Raw genomic sequence first — 22,245 nt, 5'->3', positions numbered from 1 at the left:
ACAACAGGTATATGCAAAAAGAATATACAGTAACGGTATATACGGAAGACCGTATAGGTATCACCAACCGTATCACGATTATATTTACCCGCAGGGGCATTAATATTACCAGTTTAACCACAGCTGAAACAGAGATACCCGGTGTATATAAATTCATTATAACGGTGTTGTCTACACGTGAAAAGCTGGATAAAGTGGTAGGCCAGATAGAAAGACTCATTGAAATACACCGCGCCTTTGTACACGAGGAAGAAGAAGTCGTATACCAGGAGCTGGCTTTGTACAAAATATCTACCCGGTCGTTACACACCGGCGATATCGAAAGATTGATCCGCGAAAACAATGCGCGTATCCTCACCATTACTGCCGAGTATTTCGTGATCGAGAAAACAGGCCACCAGCAGGAGTTGATCGACTTCATTAAAAAACTGGAACCATACGGTTTGATCGAGTATTCAAAAAGCGGTCGCGTAGCCATCGTAAAATGGAGCCGCCGTTTCCATGAACACCTGAAAGAACTGCAGACACAAGAAGCAGAACACGGCCTTTAGCAGATCGCTGAAAGCTGTTAAACGATACATTATTATTCATTCAAATCACACGTCAGCTAATAGCTAACCGCTAATAGCTAAAAGCTAAAAAAACAACACATGGCAACCATCAATTTTGGAGGGGTACTCGAGCAAGTAGTAACCAGAGAAGAATTCCCTATGGAAAAAGCAAGGGAAGTGCTGAAGAACGAAGTGATTGCAGTAATTGGTTACGGCGTACAAGGTCCTGGCCAGGCACTGAACCTGAAAGACAATGGCTTCAATGTTATTGTAGGCCAACGTAAGAATTCTAAAACCTGGGATAAAGCGGTAGCTGATGGCTGGGTTCCTGGTGAAACTTTATTCGACATCGAAGAAGCAGCTCAAAAAGGTACTATCATCCAGTTCCTGCTGTCTGATGCCGGTCAGATCACCCTGTGGCCTACACTGAAACAACACCTGACTCCTGGTAAAGCACTCTACTTCTCCCACGGATTTGGTATCACCTATAAAGATCAAACCGGTATTATTCCTCCGGCTGATGTAGACGTAATCCTGGTAGCCCCTAAAGGTTCCGGTACTTCCCTGCGTCGCCTGTTCCTGGCTGGTCAGGGGCTGAACTCCAGCTTCGCTATCTTCCAGGATGCTACCGGTCGCGCTAAAGAACGCGTAGTAGCACTGGGTATCGGCGTTGGTTCCGGTTACCTGTTCGAAACAGATTTCAAAAAAGAAGTATACTCCGACCTCACCGGCGAACGCGGTTCCCTGATGGGTTGTATCCAGGGTATCTTCGCAGCACAATACGAAACCCTGCGTAAAAACGGTCACTCTCCTTCTGAAGCGTTCAACGAAACTGTAGAAGAACTGACTCAGTCTCTGATGCCACTGGTAGCAGAAAATGGTATGGACTGGATGTATGCTAACTGCTCTACTACTGCTCAACGCGGTGCGCTCGACTGGTGGAAGAAATTCAAAACAGCTACTCAGCCTGTATTTGATGAACTGTACGCCAGCGTAGCTGCAGGTAAAGAAGCTGCCCGCTCTATTGCTTCCAACAGCACGCCTGATTATCGCGAAAAACTGAACGAAGAACTGAAAGAACTGCGCGAAAGCGAAATGTGGCAGGCAGGTGCAGCAGTACGTAAGTTGCGTCCTAACAACGCTTAATTTTTTTAAAATTATAGTGACGGATGGCAAACCATTTTGGAATTTTGATTATTAGCATTCCCGCTGTTTAGTTTCCCGGAGATTTTTTTCCACGAAACTTTATAGCTGAATCGCCGATTCCCAGAATTCCGGAATGGTTTGCCATTTGTATTTAAATAGATCATATGTCTGAAGTAATGAGCAGTGTCAATTCATTGAATATCCTCGATGCAGCGGTGAAACTGAAATCAGTGGTGGCCCGCACCCCACTTACCTATAACGCCAACCTTTCCCGGCGCTACCAATGCGATGTGTATCTGAAAAGAGAGGATATGCAAATTGTACGCTCCTATAAATTACGCGGCGCTTATAACCTCATCAGCAGCCTCCCTGCTGAAATATTGGCTAAAGGCGTTACCTGCGCCAGCGCCGGCAACCATGCCCAGGGCTTCGCCTATGCCTGCAAAGCCATGAACATTAAAGGCGTGGTGTTTATGCCCGTAATTACACCAAAACAGAAAGTAAACCAGGTAAACATGTTCGGAGGCGATAATATCGAAATCCGGCTCATTGGCGATACCTTCGACGATTGCTCCGCCGAAGCCCAGGCATTTACCGCCGTTAACGATATGACTTTCATCCCGCCCTTCGACAATGCAAAAATTATTGAAGGCCAGGGCACCGTGGCCGTGGAAATATTGGAAGATCAATCCGGCATCGATTTCCTCTTTGTGCCGGTAGGCGGCGGGGGACTGGCAGCCGGACTAGGCACCTACTTCAAAACATATAGCCCTAAAACCCGCATCATCGGCGTAGAGCCGGAAGGCGCCCCTTCCATGCTCAAAGCGCTCGAACAGGGCGGCCCCGTTACCCTCAACGAAATTGAACGATTTGTAGATGGCGCCGCGGTGAAAAGGGTAGGTACACTCAACTATGAAATCTGTAAAGACGTATTGGAAAAGATGCACCTGGTGCCCGAAGGAAAGGTATGCTCTACCATCCTGCGCCTTTATAACGAAGATGCCATCGTGGTGGAACCCGCAGGCGCCTTATCCATTGCGGCACTCGACGGCTTTGCAGAAGAAATAAAAGGAAAGAAAGTAGTATGCGTAATCAGTGGCAGCAACAACGACATTGACCGCATGCAGGAAATAAAAGAACGTTCCCTGCTCTACGAAGGTTTAAAACATTACTTTATTGTACGTTTTGCACAACGCCCCGGTGCATTAAGAGAATTCGTGAATCATATTCTCGGTCCCAACGACGATATCACCCGCTTTGAATATATCCAGAAACACAACAAAGAAATAGGCCCGGCATTGGTAGGTGTTGAACTGAAGTACCGGGAAGACTACGATAAACTGATCGCCAATTTCCAGAAATATAATTTCCAGTTCACCGAGCTGAATAAAGACGACAGCTTATTTGGATATTTGGTTTAGCTTAAAGCATAAAGCGGAAAGCAAAAAGCTATTGTGGAGAATACCCAAAGCGATTTTTAAATATTCGCTAAGATCATTCTCCACAATAGCTTTTTGCTTTCCGCTTTATGCTTTAAGCTTTTAAACTGGCAATATCAATCACGAAACGGTATTTTACATCTCCCTTCAACATCCGTTCATAAGCCGTATTGATATCTTTAATGTCAATCACTTCCACATCGCTGGTAATATTATGCTCCGCACAGTAGTCCAGCATCTCCTGGGTTTCACGGATACCGCCAATCAATGAGCCGGCAATGCTCCTTCTGCCCATAATCAGGTTAAACGCCGGCACTGCTGATGGCTCCGGAGGTACGCCCAAACAGATCATCACGCCATCAAGGTTTAGCATATTGAGGTAGTTGCTGTAGTCGTGCGGCGCGGAAATGGTATTGATAATAAAATCGAATTGGTTGCGTAGTTGCTTTAGCTGTTCCTTGCTGGTGGTCAGCGCAAAATGATGCGCGCCCAGTTTTTTGGCATCCGCTTCTTTAGATGGTGAGGTACTGAGCATGGTGACTTCCGCCCCCATGGAAGCAGCCAGTTTTACGGCCATATGTCCGAGTCCTCCCAAGCCTACTACGCCAACTTTATGTCCCTTGCCTACTTTCCAGTGACGCAGGGGAGAATAGGTGGTAATACCGGCACAGAGCAACGGAGCCACACCTGATAGTGGTAACTTATCAGATATTTTCAGGGTATATTGTTCATCGGTAACAATGTGCGTAGAATAACCACCATAGGTAAGCGTTTTCCGGTCCATCTCATATCCATTGTAAGTACTGGCGCCGCCGGTAGCACAATACTGCTCTTCTCCGGCCTTGCACGGTGCACATTCGCGGCAGGAATCTACAAAACATCCGATCCCCGCCAGATCGCCTACTTTAAAACGGGTAACATGATCTCCTATTTTGGTCACACGCCCTACTATTTCATGACCTGGCACCATCGGGTAGATGGAGTTGCCCCATTCGTTACGCACCTGGTGTATATCAGAATGACATACGCCACAATATAAAATTTCAATCTGTACGTCATGAGGACCTGGTTCCCGGCGTTCAAAATTCCATGGCCCCAGCGGGGAAGTGGCATCCTGCACTGCATATGCTTTTGTTGCAATCATGGTGTATGTGTTTAGGCACCGAATCTACGCGTAATTTGTGAACAAAAAATGACGGCCTCAGAAGTAGGGCCATTTACTTTTTTCGATAACTTATATCCGGATAGCGTAAAAGTCCGTTTTAAATCATATTGTTATGGAACTTAATCTGAAAGGAAAAGTGGCCATCGTTACCGGTGGCAGCAAAGGCATTGGTAAAGGCATTGCCGCCGTTCTGCTGGCGGAAGGCGCCACCGTGGTCATTACGGCCCGCAACGCGGATGAACTGGAAGATACCGCCGCCATGTTCCGCCTGCAAGGCCATGATGTGCTGGCCGTAGTAGCAGATATGGCAAAAGAAGCCGACCTGGAGCAACTGGTTACCAGCACTGTTCAACGTTTGGGACATATAGATATCCTCGTCAACAATGCCGGTGGAATAGATGCCTTCGGCCCACTGGATACCATCAGCATGGCGCAATGGCGAAATATCTTCGACATTAACTTCTTCGGACTGGTAGCACTCACCCAGTTGGTTATTCCTCATATGAAGAAGCAGGGAGGTGGCCGCATTATTAATATCTCCTCGGAAAACGGGGAACAACCCGATCCCAACATGGGGCATTACAATGCTACCAAAGCGGCCCTGAATAATTATTCCAAAACACTTTCCATGAACTATGGAAAGGACAATATCCTGGTGAATACCGTATCTCCGGCATTTATCAAAACCCCGCTGGTAGATGATATGCTGGCTGCGCGGGCAAAGGAAAAAGGTATTTCGGAAGAAGAGGCTGCCAGGGACTTCCTCAAAGAAAATCGCCCGTACCAGGTACTCGGAAGGCCTGGTCTTCCCGAAGAAACCGGCGCCATGGTCGCTTTCCTGGCGTCGGACCAGGCATCATTTATTACCGGTGGGGTATTCAGGGTGGATGGTGGCGCTGTTGGATCTGTTTAAATAAATATTATGCTCAGTTATTGGGAAAAGCAAAGCCTCCTGCAATACGACTACATCATTGTAGGCAGTGGAATTGTAGGCCTCTCTACCGCCATTAGCCTGAAGGAAAGAGCCCCGCAAAGCCGCATCATGGTGCTGGAACGAGAAGTGCTGCCTACTGGCGCCAGTACAAAAAATGCGGGCTTCGCCTGTCTCGGCAGTCTCACAGAAATACTGGCCGACCTGCAAACCATGCCGGTAGAAGCAGTGCTGAACCTGGTCAACCTACGCTATGCGGGCCTGCGCCTCCTGCGCCAACGCCTGGGCGATAAGGCGATCAATTATCAGGAAAACGGAAGTTTTGAACTAATTGGCCCCCGCCAGGAATGGGCTCTGGAACAATTGAACGAGGTAAACCACATGCTAGGCAGCCTTTTCAATAACCAACGGGCCTTTGAACGGGCTAACGATCAACTGGGCCCTTTTGGCTTCGAACGCAAATATGTGAAAGCCCTGGTACGTAATAATTTTGAAGGGGAGCTGCATACCGGCAAAATGATGCGCGCCCTGATCGACACCGCCATCGCAGCAGGTATCGAAATTAAAACCGGTTGCACGGTTACCCATATCGATGATTTTCATGCAGGAGTCAACGTGGTGGTACCTCATCATACGCTGAAGGAAGATATTATTTTCTCCGCCCGTAAAGTGCTGGTATGTACCAACGCCTTTACAAAAAAGCTGCTGCCGGAAGAGGAAATTACGCCCGGCAGGGGACAGGTGCTGATCACGGAGCCGGTAAAAGACCTGCCCTTTAAAGGCATTTTCCATTTTGAAGAAGGCTACTACTATTTCCGGGAACTGGACGGCCGCGTGCTCCTGGGAGGTGGCCGTCAGCTGGATTTTGCTGGTGAAACGTCTACCGATTTTCATTTCAACGACCGTATACAGCATGAACTGGAAGTATTGTTACGAACTACCATTCTCCCTGGCAGGGAAGTGGCTATTGCCGACCGGTGGACTGGCATCATGGCCTTTGGCAGTACCCGGCAACCTATCGTAAAGGCACACACGAAAAATGTGATCATCGGCGTACGCATGGGAGGTATGGGAGTGGCCATTGGATCTATCATCGGCGATAGGCTGGCAATCATGGCTTTAGAGGAAGCATAGTACTTCCGGCGGCACTTTTTGTGTACGTAAGGGGTATCAATTGTTTCTTTTTTAGAAAGAAACTAGGAGAAGAAATTAAAATGTATAGTTTTAATGCCAGAAAAACCGCGACGGCTGTCGCGGTTTTATTTTTCATTGTTAAAAAAAGCATGAGTAAGCGTATTTTTTACATTTATTATGTATATTGATCCGCTAAATTTTTTATAACCACGTTTGAACGTTATGCAAACAAAATCCTTACACATCTTTGACTACCTGGTATTCCTGGTGTATTTCGTAATAGTGGCCGGTTATGGTTACTACATCTATCGCAAGAAAAAGAAGGCTACCACGGATTCGAAAGACTTTTTCCTGGCCGAAGGTTCACTGACCTGGTGGGCTATTGGTGCGTCCCTGATTGCTTCCAACATTTCCGCGGAACAATTTATCGGGATGTCCGGAAACGGTTTTAATATCGGGTTGGCTATTTCTACCTATGAATGGATGGCAGCAGCCACATTGATTGTTGTAGCGGTATTTTTCCTGCCTATTTACCTGAAGAATAAGATTTATACCATGCCCCAGTTTCTGGAACGCAGGTATAATCAAACGGTAAGTACCATTATGGCGGTGTTTTGGTTATTGCTGTATGTAGTAGTAAACCTCACGTCCATCCTTTACCTGGGAGCCCTGGCGGTATCTACTATTTCAGGTATCAACTTCTACGTGTGTATGGTGGCACTGGCCTTCTTCGCCATTCTCATTACCCTGGGAGGTATGAAGGTAATTGGCTACACCGATGTTATCCAGGTATTCTTCCTGATATTGGGCGGTTTGGCTACTACCTACCTGGCCCTGCAACTGGTGTCTGCGCACTTTGGTACCACCGGTGTGCTGAAAGGCTTCTCCCTGATGACACAACATGCCAGCGAGCATTTCCACATGATCCTGCATAAAGAGAATCCTAAATACCTCGACCTGCCTGGTTTGAGTGTACTGATTGGCGGTATGTGGATCGTAAACCTGAACTATTGGGGTTGTAACCAATATATTACGCAACGCGCCCTGGGCGCCGATTTGAAGACAGCCCGCAGCGGCTTGCTCTTTGCCGGCTTCCTCAAACTCCTGATGCCTGTTATCGTGGTATTACCCGGTATTGCGGCGTATGTGCTGTATTCCCAGAACCATGGCGACTTTGCGCAGTCTATGATGAAAGATGGCTCCCTGAATGCAGATAACGCTTACCCCGTGTTGCTCAACCTCCTGCCGGTAGGACTGAAAGGGCTGGCATTTGCGGCATTAACAGCAGCGGTAGTAGCTTCCCTGGCAGGTAAAGCCAATAGTATTTCTACCATTTTCTCCCTGGATATCTATAAGAAGATATATAACAAAGACGCAGATGAAAAGAAGGTTGTAGGCGTAGGACGTATGGTGGTAATTATTACCATGATTATCGCGATCGTTATCTCCAACTTCCTGGGTATCGACAAGAAGGGTGGCTTCCAGTTTATCCAGGAGTATACCGGCTTCGTATCTCCGGGCGTATTTGCCATGTTTGCCCTGGGTTTCTTCTGGAAACGGACTACTTCCAACGCAGCTATGTTTGCTATGATCGGTGGCTTACTGCTTTCCTTCATCCTCAAATTCCTGCCGGCATGGGTAAACCTGGAGCCACTGCACCAGATTGGTTTTGCAGCCCTGAACCCGGACAGCGGCTTGTGGGAAATGGCCTTCATCGATCGTATGGGACTGGTATTTGTGGTGTGTGTAGCAGGCATGATCATTATTACCCTGACTGATAAATCCAGCGTCAATAATCCAAAAGGACTGGCGATCGACAGCAGCATGTTCAAACCCAACATGGGATTCACTGTGGGCGCATTGCTGATTGTGGGAATATTAATAGCATTGTATACTGTTTTCTGGTAAGAATATTTTATTTTGTTACCCGGATATTTCATAGCGGCCTGCTGTTGCCATGAAATATCCGGTCTTATTGCTAATCTTCACGTTATGTACTTTATAGGATATGATATTGGGTCATCCTCTATCAAGGCAGCTTTATTGAATGCCGATACGGGTATTTGTGTAGCCTCTGCTACCTGCCCTGAAAAAGAAATGGCCATAGATGTGCCGCATCCCAGCTGGGCCGAGCAAGACCCGGAAAGCTGGTGGCAGGAAATCATCCGGGCAACAGGTTTGTTGCTGAGTCGCTTTGCCGTAGATCCGGCACAGATCAAGGGTATTGGCATCGCCTACCAGATGCATGGACTGGTATGTGTGGATAAAAACCAGCAGGTGTTAAGACCCGCTATCATCTGGTGCGACAGCCGCGCCGTTGACATTGGTAATACCGCCTTTAAAAACATGGGCGAAACCTATTGCCTTTCTCACTTGCTCAATTCCCCCGGTAACTTCACCGCTTCTAAACTGCGTTGGATACAGGAAAACGAACCTCACCTTTACGAACGTATTCATAAAGTAATGCTGCCCGGCGACTTCATTGCCATGAAACTCACCGGCGAAGCCGCTACTACGATATCCGGTTTATCAGAAGGTACTTTCTGGGACTTTACCGAAAACAGGGTTGATGCTGCATTGCTGAAATATTACAATATCGATGAGCAGCTGTTATCTGCTATTGTACCTACTTTCGGCGTACAGGGACAGCTGACTGCCGCCGCCGCCGCCACACTGGGCCTCGCTCCCGGTACCCCGGTCACTTATCGCGCCGGCGACCAACCTAATAACGCTTTTTCCCTGAATGTACTGCAACCCGGAGAAGCTGCTACCACCGCGGGTACTTCTGGTGTGGTATACGCTGTACACGATAAAAACAGTTTTGATAAAAAGAGCCGTGTCAACACATTTGTACACGTCAATAACGATCCTGCTCATACCAGGAATGGCGTGCTCATGTGCCTCAATGGTACCGGCATTGCCAACAGCTGGCTCAAAAACCTGGTAGGAGATATTACCTATCCTGAAATGAACCAGCTCGCCGCCCAGGCGCCTATAGGCGCCGCCGGCTTACAGGTGTTTCCTTTCGGCAACGGGGCAGAGCGTATACTGGAAAACAAGAGTATAGGCGCCACCGTTAGCCATCTGAACTTCAACCGCCACCAACGCGCGCATTTGATGCGGGCCGTGCAGGAAGGCATTGTATTCGGACTCAACTACGGTATGGACATCATGGCGGAAATGGACCTGAATATCCACCGCGTAAGGGCCGGACATGCCAACATGTTCCTCAGTCCCCTCTTCCGGGAAGCCTTTGCCAACACCGCCAATGTAGTAATAGAATTATATAATACAGACGGCGCCGCCGGGGCCGCCCGTGGAGCTGCTATCGGCGCCGGGTATGTAAATGCTGCCGATGCCTTCCGTGGTATGGAATGCCTTTCTGTAATAGAACCAAATGCTGCCCTTCAAACCCAATACCGCGATGTATACGGCGATTGGCTAAATGGACTTCGTACTTTACTGCAATAAACGGAAACATATAAGTACATGCATTTTAAAAACCACATTAGTTATGAGTATTACATTAGGAAACACGGAGTACTTTAAAGGGATTGGTAAAATAAAATTTGAAGGACCACAGTCAGACAATCCGCTGGCTTATAAGTGGTACGATGAAAACCGCCTTATTGCCGGTAAATCCATGAAGGAACTGTTTCGTTTTGCAGTATCCTACTGGCATACCTTCTGCGGCACTGGTGGAGATCCTTTTGGCCCCGGTACCAAACATTTCCCCTGGCTTACCGCTACCGATGCCAACCAGAGCGCCAAAGATAAAATGGACGCCGCTTTTGAATTCATCACCAAAATGGGACTGCCATATTATTGCTTCCATGATATAGACCTGGTGGATGAAGGCGCTAACATAGCAGAATATGAAAGCCGTATACAGCAGATTGTTGCCTACGCCAAACAAAAACAACAAGCCAGCGGCGTAAAGCTGTTATGGGGTACTGCCAATGTTTTCAGCAATCCCCGCTACATGAACGGTGCTGCCACTAACCCCGATTTCGCCGTACTGGCCTATGCCGGCACCCAGGTGAAAAATTCCCTGGATGCTACTATTGCACTGGGTGGTGAAAACTATGTATTCTGGGGTGGTCGCGAAGGATATATGACCCTGCTGAATACCGACATGAAACGGGAACAAGAACACCTGGGTCGCTTCCTGGGCATGGCCCGCGACTACGCACGGGCACAGGGCTTTAAAGGCACCTTTTTCATTGAGCCTAAACCCTGCGAACCAACCAAGCACCAGTACGACTACGATGCCGCTACAGTGATAGGTTTCCTCCGCCAATACGGACTCGATAAAGATTTTAAACTGAACCTGGAAGTAAACCACGCTACCCTGGCAGGTCATACCTTCCAGCACGAATTACAGGTGGCCGCTAATGCAGGTATGCTGGGCAGCATTGATGCCAACCGCGGCGATGCACAGAACGGCTGGGATACCGACCAGTTCCCCACTAATCTCAACGATCTCATTGAAAGTATGCTGGTGATCCTGGAAGCAGGCGGATTTGCAGGTGGTGGCGTAAACTTCGATGCCAAAACCCGTCGCAACTCCACCGACCTGGAAGATATCTTCCACGCACATATAGGTGGTATCGATACATTTGCCCGCGCAGCCATTGTAGCGGAAAAAGTACTGAATGCCACGCCTTATAAGCAATTCCGCCACGACCGCTATGCATCTTTCAACAGCGGTAAAGGCCAGGAATTCGAGGCCGGTAAGTTAACCCTGGAAGACCTTCGCAATTTTGCTGTAGCAAACGGAGAACCTAAACAAATCAGCGGTAAACAGGAGTGGCTGGAAAACCTGATCAATGCAAGCATCTAATCTTCTCCATAAAATTTTACTATTTTGTCCGGAACTCAAAATATTGAACAATGAAATTTGGCATCCATTCCTTTCAAGAGGCAGGATTTGATATCATAGCGCTCCAGGATCATATTACCGGAACGCAGGTAGAGATAATTCCTTCCTGCGGTGCACTGTTGCACGCGTTTAAGGTGAAGCACTCCCAGGGCACACTCAACCTGATAGATAGTTATAAAGATGTTGCTGACCTGGAGGCAAATCTGCGTACCAGTTTTAAAAGCGTGAAATTAAGCCCTTACGCTTGCCGCATGAAAGATGCCGAATATACCTGGGAAGGCCAATCTTACAGCATCCAGAAAACACTGGCGCCCGGGAATGCGATCCACGGCTTGTTGTACGATGCGCCTTTTACCATTACTGCGCAGGTTACCGACGATCAACATGCAGCGGTTACCCTCACCCATCATTTTAAACAAACAGATGATGCAGGATATCCATTTGCATATGATTGCATCGCTAAATATACTTTGCGTGCCAACAATGAGTTGCAGGTAACAACTACTATTGTGAATAAAAACGGGCACACCATTCCTGTTGTCGATGGGTGGCATCCCTACTTTAGCACCGGTACGCATGTAGATGAACTGGAACTGACTTTCGCTTCCAAAGAAATCGTGGAATTCAATGATAAACTGCTGCCTACCGGGAAGCTGTTACCTTATACTGAATTCGCACAGGGTAAGTTGCTGAAAGGAGTGGAACTGGATAATTCCTTTGTGCTGGATAATGGCCAATCCCAGCCGCTGGCTACTATCCGCGATCCAAAGAAAAACATCCGCATCGCTTTTTACCCGGGCAATAGTTACCCGATTTTACAGATCTATATTCCGCCTCACCGCACCAGTATTGCGGTGGAAAACCTCAGCGGTGCACCCGATGCCTTTAATAATGGCCTGGGACTGGTTCAGCTGGCTGCCGGCGAAAGTAAAGTCTTTGATACGCGTATACAAGTGTCACTATAACAAGTATCATCAAAAATATTCGAATCCTTCTGTTAACAGGCAGAAGGATTTTTCTTTTTTAACACGGCCGCATTTCGTTTAATTTGTACTTTCATAAAGGATATGAACAATGTCTATAGAGATATGTTTGTAAGAGAGGAGAGGGTTCAGCAGTCAAATTATTATACTTATATGAAGGTTCTATTACGCGCCATAGCGCTAGGCGGTATACTCAGCATGGCATTTGCTCCACTGGTACAGGCACAGGTAACTGTTACCGGGATGATTTCAGACAGTAATAAACTGGTGTTGCCTTATGCTACGATCAGCAATATCAGTTCAGGAAAACGTTCCTTGTCTGATCAGGGCGGTTTCTATAAGATATCCGCTTCCCGCAATGATCGCCTGGTATTCACTTTTGTGGGCTATAAACCCGATACCCTGATTGTGGGCCAGTCTTCCGGTACGCAAACCACCAATATTATCATGGAACCTGCAGGAAAGTTCCTGAAAGGCGTAGAGGTAACCTCTCAATACACCCCTTACCAGCGCGATTCTATGGAAAGACGCCAGCAATACGGTTATATACTGGATGTACCCGATCAGCCGCTGGCTGGTGGCAGTACCCCGGTAGGGGCAGGTATTGTAGTAAGTCCCATTACCCGTTTTTCCAAGAAGGAAAAGCAAAAACGGCAGTTTAAAAAGAATTACGAAGAGATGGAGAAACAAAAATTCATCGATTCCCGTTTCACACCGTTATTGGTTAACAAGGTAACCGGGCTGACAGGCGATTCTTTACATTTATTTATGAGAGATAATTACCCGGATTATGGTACCATGAGGGCACTCGCCAACAACGATCTGCTTTACTGGATCACAGATAAGTACAAAGCCTGGGTGAAGCAGGGACACTGATAAAATTCAAAATACGTATAAAAGCCACTGAGGCGAATGAACAATGCGGGAGTTATCCGCTAAGTTCATTCGCCTCAATAGCTTTATGCCGAATACTAATTAATTCGCTCAGTTATACACCTTTACCATGTATACAAAGTCTTCCAGCTTTTTGATCTGGTCAACCCTGTTCATGCCGTCCAGGTGGCTTTTATGATTCCACTCCTTACGGGGTTGTTTGTCTTTAGGCATTTCATCGAGCAGGTGTTTCAGGTGGGCCGATTTTACAGCAAAGGCAATACCGTCTGAAGTAGTTTGCTTGCCGGTAACGATACCCACTACGTCTCCCTTACTGTCGAGCAGCGGAGCGCCGCTGTTGCCCGGATTTACCGGGATAGACACCTGGTAGGCGGTAGTATCTCCGTTAAAACCTGTTTTAGCACTGATATACCCTTTGCCATATACAATTTCATCCCTTGGGAAGCCCATGGTAAATACCTCTTCCCCGATTTTTACGCTTTGTGGTTTCAAAGCATAGGGGAGTGGCTGGCTTTTAAAAGTGGAATCTGCAATTTTCAGTATGGCCAGATCACTGGAAATATCTTCAAATATGCTGACTGCTTTAAACGCTTCACCCTTGGTATTTTGTACATATACAGAGTCGGCGCCGGCAACTACGTGGTAGTTGGTAACAATATAGCCGTTGCCGGATACGGCAAAGCCGGTGCCTCCGTAGGTGCCTGGGTTTAACGGTGCTTTACTCTTGCTGTTGATATCATTGATGAGTGCATTCTGGGAACGTTGAATGTTATTCAACACCCGTCTTACATCTTCATATTGTGCGGTAGACTTGTTCCGGGTTACATTTTGTATCACGGCAATGGTCGACAGGGATGTAACGAGGGCAATACAGGCGGCAGCGGCCAGGTTGGTAATGGTTCTGCGGCGTATAGACAGTCGTTTGGCGGCCTGGTTGCTTTCCTGGGCTTGTTGGCGCAGGGCAGGCATATCCAGCTGTTGGTGGATCCGGTTCAGTTTAGCTTGTAACTGTTGCCGTTGTCCATAGTTACCCAAATGCAGGAGAAATAATTGGTGTTCTTCTACCTGTTTGTTAATCAGGGGATTAGTACGGCGTAATTCTTCGAAAGCAGTTTTTTCCTGTTCGCTCATTTCCCCTTCCAGGTAACGCTCAATGTCACGTAATAAACTCATTTCCTCTTTCATGGCTGCTTTCTACTTATAATGATGTGTTGTACTGATCAAAAAATAACTTCTTCAAACGCATGAGGCATTTGTACTTCTGATTTTTGGCATTTTCGGCGTTGGTATATCCAAACTTCTCCGCTATTTCCTGCATTGATCTTTTATGCAGGTAATAATCTTCCAGGATTGCCTGGCAGGGCTGACCAATATTACTCATGGCCCCTTCCATAATCCGGAATTCCTGATCCCTGGCCTGATGCGCTTCCAGTTCTTCCGTGGCAGGAATCACTTCCTCCAGTTCGGGCGATAAGCTGTATAATCCGTAGGTACGTTGTACTTTTTTTAACCAGAGATGGCGACAAACCGAATAAAGAAAGGTTTTAAGCCGGCTGCTTAACGTAAAGTCATTGTTTTGCACCTTTTCATATAAGACTATAATGGCTTCCTGGAAAATATCCTTGGCATCATCTTCGGAGCCGTTGTGTTGCAGGATCATTCTTAATACCACCGGAAAATTCTCAGAATAGATGATTTCCAATGACTTATCCTCACCTTTTGCCAGTCCCAGCAATAATTCCCTGTCTCTTGTTATGTCTTGATGTTGCTTCACTCTTAATACAGTTATTAGGCATTTGGTAACCCAAAGTACCGAAAAAAAATATTTTTAAAAGTTGGGTTACCTTTTAGGTGACCCTGGTATAAAGGTTAAATCATTCAAAAACAACTTAAATAATTGTATCATGAAGAACGTAATTAAAATCGGTTTCTTAGCTCTGTCTTTCGGTATCTTCGCTGTAGCTTGCGGTGGTGGTGCTAAAACTGAAAACGCTACTGACTCAACTGCAACTGCTGCAGGTAACACTATCGATTCTGCTGCTAAAGCTGCTACTAACGTAGTTGATTCTGCTGCTAAAGCTGCTACTGCTGTTGTTGATTCTGCTGCTAAGAAAGTAGATTCAGTTGCTGCTCACAAATAATTAAACCTTTAGGTTTTAATAAATGACCGTCCCGGCTTAGCCAGGACGGTTTTTTTGTGTCCGCTTGACTACGAAAATATGTTTTTTTGAAAGTTATTCAATAAATGGTCTTTATTATTGAAAAAAGTATATTTTTTGATATTACCCCTTGGATAATTAAAATCGTGCCGTATTTTTGTTCTACACTCATAGAGAATAACAATTCAGATGAAACTACAAGCGACTTTCGGTTTTTATGGCTTTTATTATTTCTGGCACCAGAAGTAGGAAGGTCGTTTGTATAAAAATAAAAGATACTACAAGAGGCCTTCCGGTAAACGGGAGGCCTTTTTTAATCGCATTAACACACAGACAGTATAGTATATGTTATCAACTTCAAACAATAACTTTTTTTATTACTTCTCTTACTTCTTTTATGCGAAGAAGCAGGGGACTCGTTTGCAATAACATACTTACTCATAAAAAGTACAGCGCAAAGGGTCCCACGGATGGGGCCCTTTCTGTTTTAAATAGCTAGTTGCTACAGCAACTATAAATAAATCAAAAATCAATCACATACAGATGAAAATTGCCATACAGGGATTTGAAGGATGTTTTCACCAGGTTGCCGCCCAGGGATATTTCGGTAAGCAGATAGAGATCGAATGCTGTGCGTCCTTTGCTGAGCTGGTGAAGAAAACAAAACAACAGCCCGATGTAGATGCAGGTATCATGGCCATCGAAAATTCTATCGCCGGCAGTATCCTCCCTAACTACAGTCTCATCAAAAACTCCGGTCTGCACATCATCGGTGAAACTTACCTGCAGATCAACCAGCACCTGATGGTATTACCCGGTCAGACGATGGAAGATCTCCGGGAAGTACATTCCCATCCCATGGCCTTATTACAGTGTATGGATTTCCTGGAAAAATACCCGCATATCAAGCTGGTAGAAACAGAAGATACGGCCCTCAGCGCCAAACATGTACGCCAGAAAAAGCTGAAAAGCACCGCCGCTATTGCTGGTAAACTGGCCGCAGAAATCTTCGAACTCGACATCATCGCGCCTAATATCCATACCAATAAAAATAACTATACCCGCTTCCTCGCGGTATCACGTACACCGGTTGCCACAGCGGAAGATGCCAATAAAGCTTCGGTATATTTTCAAACCAGCCACGATCGCGGTAGCCTTGCCAAGGTATTAACACAAATCGCCGTTGCCGGTATTAACCTGTCTAAACTGCAGTCTTTCCCTATCCCTGCCAAAGAATGGAACTATTATTTCCACGCAGATATGGAATTCGACAATGCCGCACATTTCGAAAAAGCATTGGAGAAAATTGCGCCGCTGACAGAACACCTGAAAGTATTGGGCATTTACAAAAAAGGAAAAACACATTAATCAGTTTTATGCAGATACAGGTTGCTAAAAGATTACAAGGCACAGAAGAATACTACTTCTCCAAAAAGCTCAGGGAAATTGAGGAAATGAACCAAACAGGTACCAGGGTAATAAATCTCGGTATCGGTAGCCCGGATCTGCCTCCTCATCCTGCAGTGGTGGCTGCATTAAACGAAAATGCTGCTTTGCCTAATACGCATAACTACCAGGGGTACAAAGGTATTCCGGCACTCCGCAAGGCCATGGCCGACTGGTACCAGCAATACTACCAGGTAGCACTGAACCCGGATACGGAAGTATTGCCGCTGATAGGTTCTAAGGAAGGTATTATGCACATTTGCATGACCTACCTGCAGGAAGGTGATGAAGCATTGATCCCTAACCCGGGCTACCCTACTTACCGTTCTGCTGTAAGCCTGAGTGGTGCTACCGTAGTGGATTACGACCTGGTGGCAGAAAATAGCTGGTTACCGGACCTGGATGCCCTGGAGCAAACAGACCTGAGCCGTGTAAAACTGATGTGGGTAAACTATCCGCATATGCCTACCGGCGCTAAATTTAACCGGGAGTTTGCCGCTAAACTGATCGCATTTGCCAAACGTCACCAGATCCTGATCTGCCACGACAATCCCTATAGCTTTATCCTGAATGAGCAACCAGAAAGCCTGTTGCAGTTTGAAGGAGCTAAAGACGTAGTGCTGGAATTGAACTCGCTCAGTAAATCATCCAACATGGCAGGCTGGCGTATAGGCATGCTCGTTGGAAAGGCTGAATGGATTGCACAGGTATTGCGCTTTAAAAGTAATATGGACTCCGGCATGTTCCAGCCTATGCAGATGGCCGCAGTGAAGGCTTTGCAGTTGGGGAAAGACTGGTACGATAACCTGAACAGCATTTACCGCGCCCGCAGGGAAAAAGTATTTGCATTGCTGGAGCTGCTGCATTGCACCTTCGATAAAAACCAGGTAGGAATGTTTGTATGGGCAAAAATTCCGGCTACTATCGATAACGGCTATACGCTTACCGATGAAATATTGCAAAAGGCCCGTGTATTTATTACACCAGGCGGTATATTCGGCAGTAATGGCAACGGCTATATCCGGGTGAGCCTGTGCCAGGAGGAAAAAGTTTTCCAGGAAGCGATAGATCGCATCAAAACAAACGTAAAATGATCGCAACAATAATAGGAACCGGTTTAATAGGTGGGTCGCTCGCCATCACGCTGAAAGAAAAAGGCGTGGCAGAGCGGATCATCGGGGTAGATCAGAATGCAGCGCATTTGCAAAAAGCGCTGGATCTGAATATCATCGATGAAAAAGCGACCCTGGATGAAGCCATGCTTCGTTCCGACCTCGTGATACTGGCTATCCCGGTAGATGCCGTGCTGAAAGCACTGCCAGGGATTATGGATAAAGTACGTCCCAACCAGGTAGTTATGGACGTAGGTTCTACTAAAGAAAAAATACTGCAACTCGTTGCCGGTCATCCAAACAGAGGTCGCTTCGTGGCGGCTCACCCGATGGCCGGCACCGAGTATTCCGGCCCTGATGCTGCTGTGCGCAACTTGTTCGTACATAAAACCATGGTGTTGTGCGATGTGAAAAACAGCGATGAAGATGCCCTGGAACTCGTGGAAAATATGGTAGATCAGCTGCAGATGCGCACCGTATATATGAATGGAGAAGAGCATGACCTGCACACCGCATATGTATCTCACATTTCCCACATCACATCTTTCGCACTGGCATTGACGGTGTTGAAAAAAGAAAAAGAATCGGGCCGCATTTTCGAGCTGGCCAGTGGTGGTTTCGAATCTACCGTGCGCCTGGCCAAAAGCTCTCCCGATATGTGGGTGCCTATTTTCAAGCACAACCGCAACAATGTACTCGATGTACTGGATGAGCATATCAGCCAGTTACAACAGATGAAATCGTTGCTGGAAGAAGAAGACTACGACGCGTTTTATAAATTGATTCAAAAATCCAATAAAATCAGGAAGATCCTGAAATAACTAAATTCTGATAATCTACTTAACTTCAATACTATGGTACAGACAATGGAACAAATATTATCCAAAACCAAATTCTCTGATCCGTCTTCCGATAAAAAGCCGCTGATCATTTCCGGACCCTGCAGTGCAGAAACCGAAGAGCAGGTATTAGCCACCGCGTTGGCCCTGCAAAAAACAGGTAAAGTAGACGTATTACGCGCCGGTATCTGGAAACCACGCACCCGTCCCGGTTCTTTCGAAGGTATCGGCACCAAGGGGCTGGCATGGCTGCAGAAAGCCCGTGAGCTGACCGGTTTACCTTTAGCGGTAGAAGTAGCTACTGCCAAACAGGTAGAAGACGCGCTGCACTTTGGCGTGGATATTTTGTGGGTAGGCGCACGTACTACCGTAAACCCATTCTCTGTACAGGAAGTAGCGGATGCCCTGAGAGGTGTGGATACTACTGTATTGATTAAGAATCCTATCAATCCGGATCTCGAACTGTGGATTGGTGCAGTTGAAAGAATCCAGAAAGCGGGTATCTCTAAAGTAGGTTTAATCCACCGCGGATTCTCCAGCTACGGTAATACACAATACCGTAATGCACCAATGTGGCACCTGGCTATTGAGCTGAAACGCCGCATGCCTGAGCTGCCTATGATCTGTGATCCTTCCCATATCTCCGGCCGCCGCGATATCCTGCAGGAAGTGTCCCAGGAAGCGATCGACCTGGATTACGATGGTCTGATGCTGGAAACACACGTAGATCCTGATAACGCATGGAGCGATGCCAAACAACAGGTAACCCCTGAAAAACTGGCTGAACTCCTGGACGGTATTACCTGGAGAAGAGAACACTCTGATAAGAAAGATTTCAACTCCGCCCTGGAAAAACTGCGCGCGCAGATCAACCAGGTAGATGATGAAATCATGCTGTTATTAGGTAATCGTATGAAGATTGCAGAAAAGATCGGTATGTACAAAAAGGAAAATAACATTACCATCCTGCAAACAAACCGCTGGAATGAAATCCTGGACCGCAATATCGCGAAAGGTGAAAAGTTGGGCCTGACCAAGGAATTCATCCTGAAATATTTCGATGCTGTGCACCTGGAGTCCATCAACCGCCAGAACAAGGTGATGAACGAAGAAAAATAGCTATACAGCTGTTAGCCTCTTGCTACCGGCCTTTACCACCGGTAGCCGGAGGCGCAGCCATTTTCCTGAATGCTAAAAGCAAATTGCTCCATGCAAAAACAAACCCACCAGTTTCAACAACAGGAAACTACCTACTTCTTAGGCGGAAGCCTGTTGCAACTGGGCAACCACGTAGACCCGAACAGGGCAGTACTGGTCATAGATGAAAATGTGGAACGACATCACGGTCATCATCTCCATAACTGGAAAAAAATCGTGGTACCGGCAGGCGAAGAAGTGAAGAACATAGCCACAGTAGAAAGGATCATCGACGGACTCACTGCATACGAAGCCGACCGCAAAACTACGCTGGTAGGCATCGGTGGCGGTATGATCACAGACGTGGCCGGATTTGCAGCCAGCATTTATATGCGGGGCATTCCCTTTGGCTTTGTACCGACTACTTTACTGGCCCAGGTAGATGCGTCTATTGGCGGTAAAAACGGGGTGAGCCACGGTAAACATAAAAATCTGCTGGGTATTATCCGTCAACCGGCTTTTATCCTGTTCGATTATACGTTGCCGCTAACCATGCCTGCAGAAGAATGGCATAACGGTTTTGCTGAAATCATCAAATATGCCTGTATCATGGATGCAGCCCTGTTTGATTATCTCGAAAATAATAAAGATAAAGCACTGGCACGTGATGTAGCCGTACTGGAGTACCTGGTGGAAAAATCAGTGGCTGCAAAAACAAAGGTGGTACTGGAAGATGAGCTGGAAAACGGTCCCCGTCGCTGGCTGAACTTCGGTCATACCCTTGGACATGCAGTGGAAAAACTGGAACATATTGGACATGGCAAAGCAGTAGCTATTGGCATGGTGGCAGCCACCCGTTTTTCTGAAAAACTGATGAACCTGCCCGCAGATCAGACGACACGCCTGATCCGGTTAATCAACGACTACCAATTGCCTGTTGCATTTACGTCAGATAAAGAAGCGGTATTTGATATTTTCAAACTGGACAAAAAGCGGGAGAAAGACGTGATACATTTTGTATTACTGGAAGAGATAGGAAAGGCGACTACGATGCCAATACCCATTGCAGAACTGAAACAGTTACTGCAGGAGTTGTAAAAAATTTTCTAATTCATTTAAAGGCGGACGAAATATACATATGCAAGTTACTGTATCACCAGCTATCATTAAAGGCACCGTTACGGCCAATCCCTCCAAGAGCGCTATGCAACGCGCAGTAGCTGCGGCTTTGCTGGCTAAAGGGACCTCTATCATCCGTAACCCGGGCCTGAGCAATGACTGCCTGGCAGCCCTGGAAGTAGCCGAAAATCTGGGCGCTAAAATTAAAAGAGAGCACGATTATTTTGAAATCACCAGCAACGGCGTACAACCGTTTTATGATGAAATCAATTGCGGCGAATCAGGGTTAGGTATCCGTATGTTTACCCCCATCGCAGCGCTTTCTTCCCTGGCTATCACCATTGAAGGACATGGCAGTTTAACCACCCGCCCGATGAACTTCTTCGAAGAAGTGTTGCCGCAGCTGGACGTAAAATGCAGTACCCGGGAAGGTAAATTACCCCTGCATATACAAGGTCCACTGCAACCTAAAGATATTACCATCGATGGTTCCCTGAGCTCCCAGTTCCTGACCGGCTTGCTCATGGCCTATGGAGCAGCGGCAGAAAATGCCACCATCACTGTAAAAGACCTGAAAAGTAAACCATACATTGCGTTAACCCTGCAACTGATGGCACATTTTGGTGTAAAGGTGGAAGAAAAGAATTTTGAAACATTCCATTTTGGAAAGAAGCAAGCCTATAACCCTTGCGACTATACAGTGGAAGGCGACTGGAGCGGCGCCGCATTCCTGCTGGTAGCAGCGGCGGTAGCTGGTAAGGCAGAAGTGCAGCACCTTAACGTAGCCTCTGCGCAGTCTGACAAAGCTATCCTGGAAGCACTGGAAAAAGCAGGCGCTCACATCATGTCTGGCGTATTTACCGTAAATATTGAAAAAGGTGGCCTCAAGGCTTTTGAAATAGATGCCACTGATTGCCCGGATCTGTTCCCTCCTTTAGTAGCGCTGGCAGCTAACTGTAACGGCATTACGAAAATAAAGGGAGTAAGCCGCCTGGCACATAAAGAAAGTGACCGTGGTATAACATTGCAGGAAGAGTTTGGCAAGATGGGCATCCAGATCGACCTGCAGGGCGATATCATGCTCGTACATGGTGGCACTGGTATTAAAGGCGCTACGGTACATTCCCACAATGATCACCGTATTGCCATGGCTTGCGCTGTTGCTGCCCTTACGGCAGATGGACCGGTAGTCATTGAAAATGCAGAAGCGATCAATAAATCTTACCCGGAATTTTATGATCACCTTGCATTATTAGGCGGTGAAGTAGCTATCCTGGCGTAATTTAGCAGCAGGCACCCTGTTTTGAC

20 protein-coding genes are annotated in these 22,245 nt (G+C 46.8%); 17 read left to right on the top strand and 3 right to left on the bottom strand.

Annotated features, from left to right (window positions below):
* The first annotated feature begins 11 nt into the window (after positions 1 to 11).
* The 3 genes from ilvN (at position 12) to ilvA (ending at position 3,118) form a co-directional block, all read left to right on the top strand.
* Positions 12 to 551, top strand: a complete 540-nt coding sequence (ilvN, locus tag HGH91_RS24110) for an acetolactate synthase small subunit (RefSeq protein WP_168741412.1) — start codon at positions 12 to 14, stop codon at positions 549 to 551.
* A 99-nt stretch (positions 552 to 650) separates the two neighbouring features.
* Complete coding sequence (gene ilvC / locus HGH91_RS24105; protein WP_168741410.1) at positions 651 to 1,697, top strand: ketol-acid reductoisomerase; 1,047 nt, start codon at positions 651 to 653, stop codon at positions 1,695 to 1,697.
* Positions 1,698 to 1,861: 164 nt separating this feature from the next.
* Positions 1,862 to 3,118 carry a threonine ammonia-lyase IlvA gene (ilvA, locus tag HGH91_RS24100; RefSeq protein ID WP_168741408.1) on the top strand — a complete coding sequence of 419 codons (1,257 nt, stop codon included), beginning with the start codon at positions 1,862 to 1,864 and terminating at the stop codon, positions 3,116 to 3,118.
* Between the two features lie 112 nt (positions 3,119 to 3,230).
* Here the strand turns inward: ilvA and HGH91_RS24095 are convergent, their stop codons facing one another.
* Entirely contained in the window at positions 3,231 to 4,280 is a 1,050-nt protein-coding gene (locus HGH91_RS24095) for an NAD(P)-dependent alcohol dehydrogenase (RefSeq protein WP_168741406.1), read from the bottom strand.
* Between the two features lie 133 nt (positions 4,281 to 4,413).
* On the opposite strand from HGH91_RS24095, the gene HGH91_RS24090 reads away from it, so the two are divergent.
* The 7 genes from HGH91_RS24090 to HGH91_RS24060 all read left to right on the top strand — a co-directional run bounded on the left by HGH91_RS24090 (position 4,414) and on the right by HGH91_RS24060 (position 13,107).
* Positions 4,414 to 5,214, top strand: a complete 801-nt coding sequence (locus HGH91_RS24090) for an SDR family NAD(P)-dependent oxidoreductase (protein ID WP_168741404.1) — start codon at positions 4,414 to 4,416, stop codon at positions 5,212 to 5,214.
* Between the two features lie 9 nt (positions 5,215 to 5,223).
* On the top strand, positions 5,224 to 6,366 hold the full coding sequence (locus HGH91_RS24085) for an NAD(P)/FAD-dependent oxidoreductase (RefSeq protein WP_168741403.1): 1,143 nt from the start codon (positions 5,224 to 5,226) through the stop codon (positions 6,364 to 6,366).
* Between the two features lie 222 nt (positions 6,367 to 6,588).
* Complete coding sequence (locus tag HGH91_RS24080; protein WP_168741401.1) at positions 6,589 to 8,274, top strand: sodium/sugar symporter; 1,686 nt, start codon at positions 6,589 to 6,591, stop codon at positions 8,272 to 8,274.
* Between the two features lie 84 nt (positions 8,275 to 8,358).
* Entirely contained in the window at positions 8,359 to 9,837 is a 1,479-nt protein-coding gene (locus HGH91_RS24075) for a xylulokinase (RefSeq protein ID WP_168741399.1), read from the top strand.
* Positions 9,838 to 9,880: 43 nt separating this feature from the next.
* Entirely contained in the window at positions 9,881 to 11,209 is a 1,329-nt protein-coding gene (gene xylA / locus HGH91_RS24070; protein ID WP_168741397.1) for a xylose isomerase, read from the top strand.
* Positions 11,210 to 11,259: 50 nt separating this feature from the next.
* Positions 11,260 to 12,213 (top strand): aldose 1-epimerase, encoded by a 954-nt coding sequence (locus HGH91_RS24065; protein WP_168741395.1) that lies wholly within the window; start codon positions 11,260 to 11,262, stop codon positions 12,211 to 12,213.
* 171 nt (positions 12,214 to 12,384) lie between these two features.
* A complete protein-coding gene (locus HGH91_RS24060) occupies positions 12,385 to 13,107 on the top strand; it encodes a carboxypeptidase-like regulatory domain-containing protein (protein WP_168741393.1) in 723 nt (240 codons plus the stop codon).
* Between the two features lie 108 nt (positions 13,108 to 13,215).
* On the opposite strand, the gene HGH91_RS24055 is transcribed toward HGH91_RS24060, so the two are convergent.
* Positions 13,216 to 14,310, bottom strand: coding sequence for a serine protease (locus HGH91_RS24055; protein ID WP_168741391.1), 1,095 nt, complete (start codon positions 14,308 to 14,310; stop codon positions 13,216 to 13,218).
* 13 nt (positions 14,311 to 14,323) lie between these two features.
* Positions 14,324 to 14,899, bottom strand: a complete 576-nt coding sequence (locus tag HGH91_RS24050; RefSeq protein ID WP_168741389.1) for an RNA polymerase sigma factor — start codon at positions 14,897 to 14,899, stop codon at positions 14,324 to 14,326.
* 130 nt (positions 14,900 to 15,029) lie between these two features.
* Between HGH91_RS24050 and HGH91_RS24045 the strand changes: the two genes are divergently transcribed.
* The 7 genes from HGH91_RS24045 to aroA all read left to right on the top strand — a co-directional run bounded on the left by HGH91_RS24045 (position 15,030) and on the right by aroA (position 22,219).
* Positions 15,030 to 15,266, top strand: a complete 237-nt coding sequence (locus HGH91_RS24045; protein WP_145672035.1) for a hypothetical protein — start codon at positions 15,030 to 15,032, stop codon at positions 15,264 to 15,266.
* Between the two features lie 561 nt (positions 15,267 to 15,827).
* Positions 15,828 to 16,652 carry a prephenate dehydratase gene (locus tag HGH91_RS24040; protein WP_168741387.1) on the top strand — a complete coding sequence of 275 codons (825 nt, stop codon included), beginning with the start codon at positions 15,828 to 15,830 and terminating at the stop codon, positions 16,650 to 16,652.
* Positions 16,653 to 16,660: 8 nt separating this feature from the next.
* The gene (locus tag HGH91_RS24035) at positions 16,661 to 17,824 is read left to right on the top strand and encodes a pyridoxal phosphate-dependent aminotransferase (RefSeq protein ID WP_168741385.1); all 1,164 of its coding nucleotides are present in this window, start codon (positions 16,661 to 16,663) and stop codon (positions 17,822 to 17,824) included.
* Positions 17,821 to 18,663: a prephenate dehydrogenase gene (locus tag HGH91_RS24030; protein ID WP_168741384.1), complete on the top strand. Its 843-nt coding sequence runs from the start codon at positions 17,821 to 17,823 to the stop codon at positions 18,661 to 18,663. Before HGH91_RS24035 ends, HGH91_RS24030 begins: the two co-directional genes overlap by 4 nt.
* A 33-nt stretch (positions 18,664 to 18,696) precedes the next feature.
* Complete coding sequence (locus HGH91_RS24025; protein WP_247651830.1) at positions 18,697 to 19,800, top strand: chorismate mutase; 1,104 nt, start codon at positions 18,697 to 18,699, stop codon at positions 19,798 to 19,800.
* Positions 19,801 to 19,890: 90 nt separating this feature from the next.
* Positions 19,891 to 20,916 (top strand): 3-dehydroquinate synthase, encoded by a 1,026-nt coding sequence (gene aroB / locus HGH91_RS24020; RefSeq protein ID WP_168741382.1) that lies wholly within the window; start codon positions 19,891 to 19,893, stop codon positions 20,914 to 20,916.
* A gap of 40 nt (positions 20,917 to 20,956) precedes the next feature.
* The gene (aroA, locus tag HGH91_RS24015) at positions 20,957 to 22,219 is read left to right on the top strand and encodes a 3-phosphoshikimate 1-carboxyvinyltransferase (protein ID WP_168741380.1); all 1,263 of its coding nucleotides are present in this window, start codon (positions 20,957 to 20,959) and stop codon (positions 22,217 to 22,219) included.
* Positions 22,220 to 22,245: the final 26 nt, after the last annotated feature.

It is taken from the genome of Chitinophaga eiseniae (assembly GCF_012641265.1).
Lineage (GTDB): Bacteria > Bacteroidota > Bacteroidia > Chitinophagales > Chitinophagaceae > Chitinophaga > Chitinophaga eiseniae_A.
Note: the sequence above shows the minus strand (reverse complement) of the source record. Positions and strands in the feature narration are given on the sequence as shown.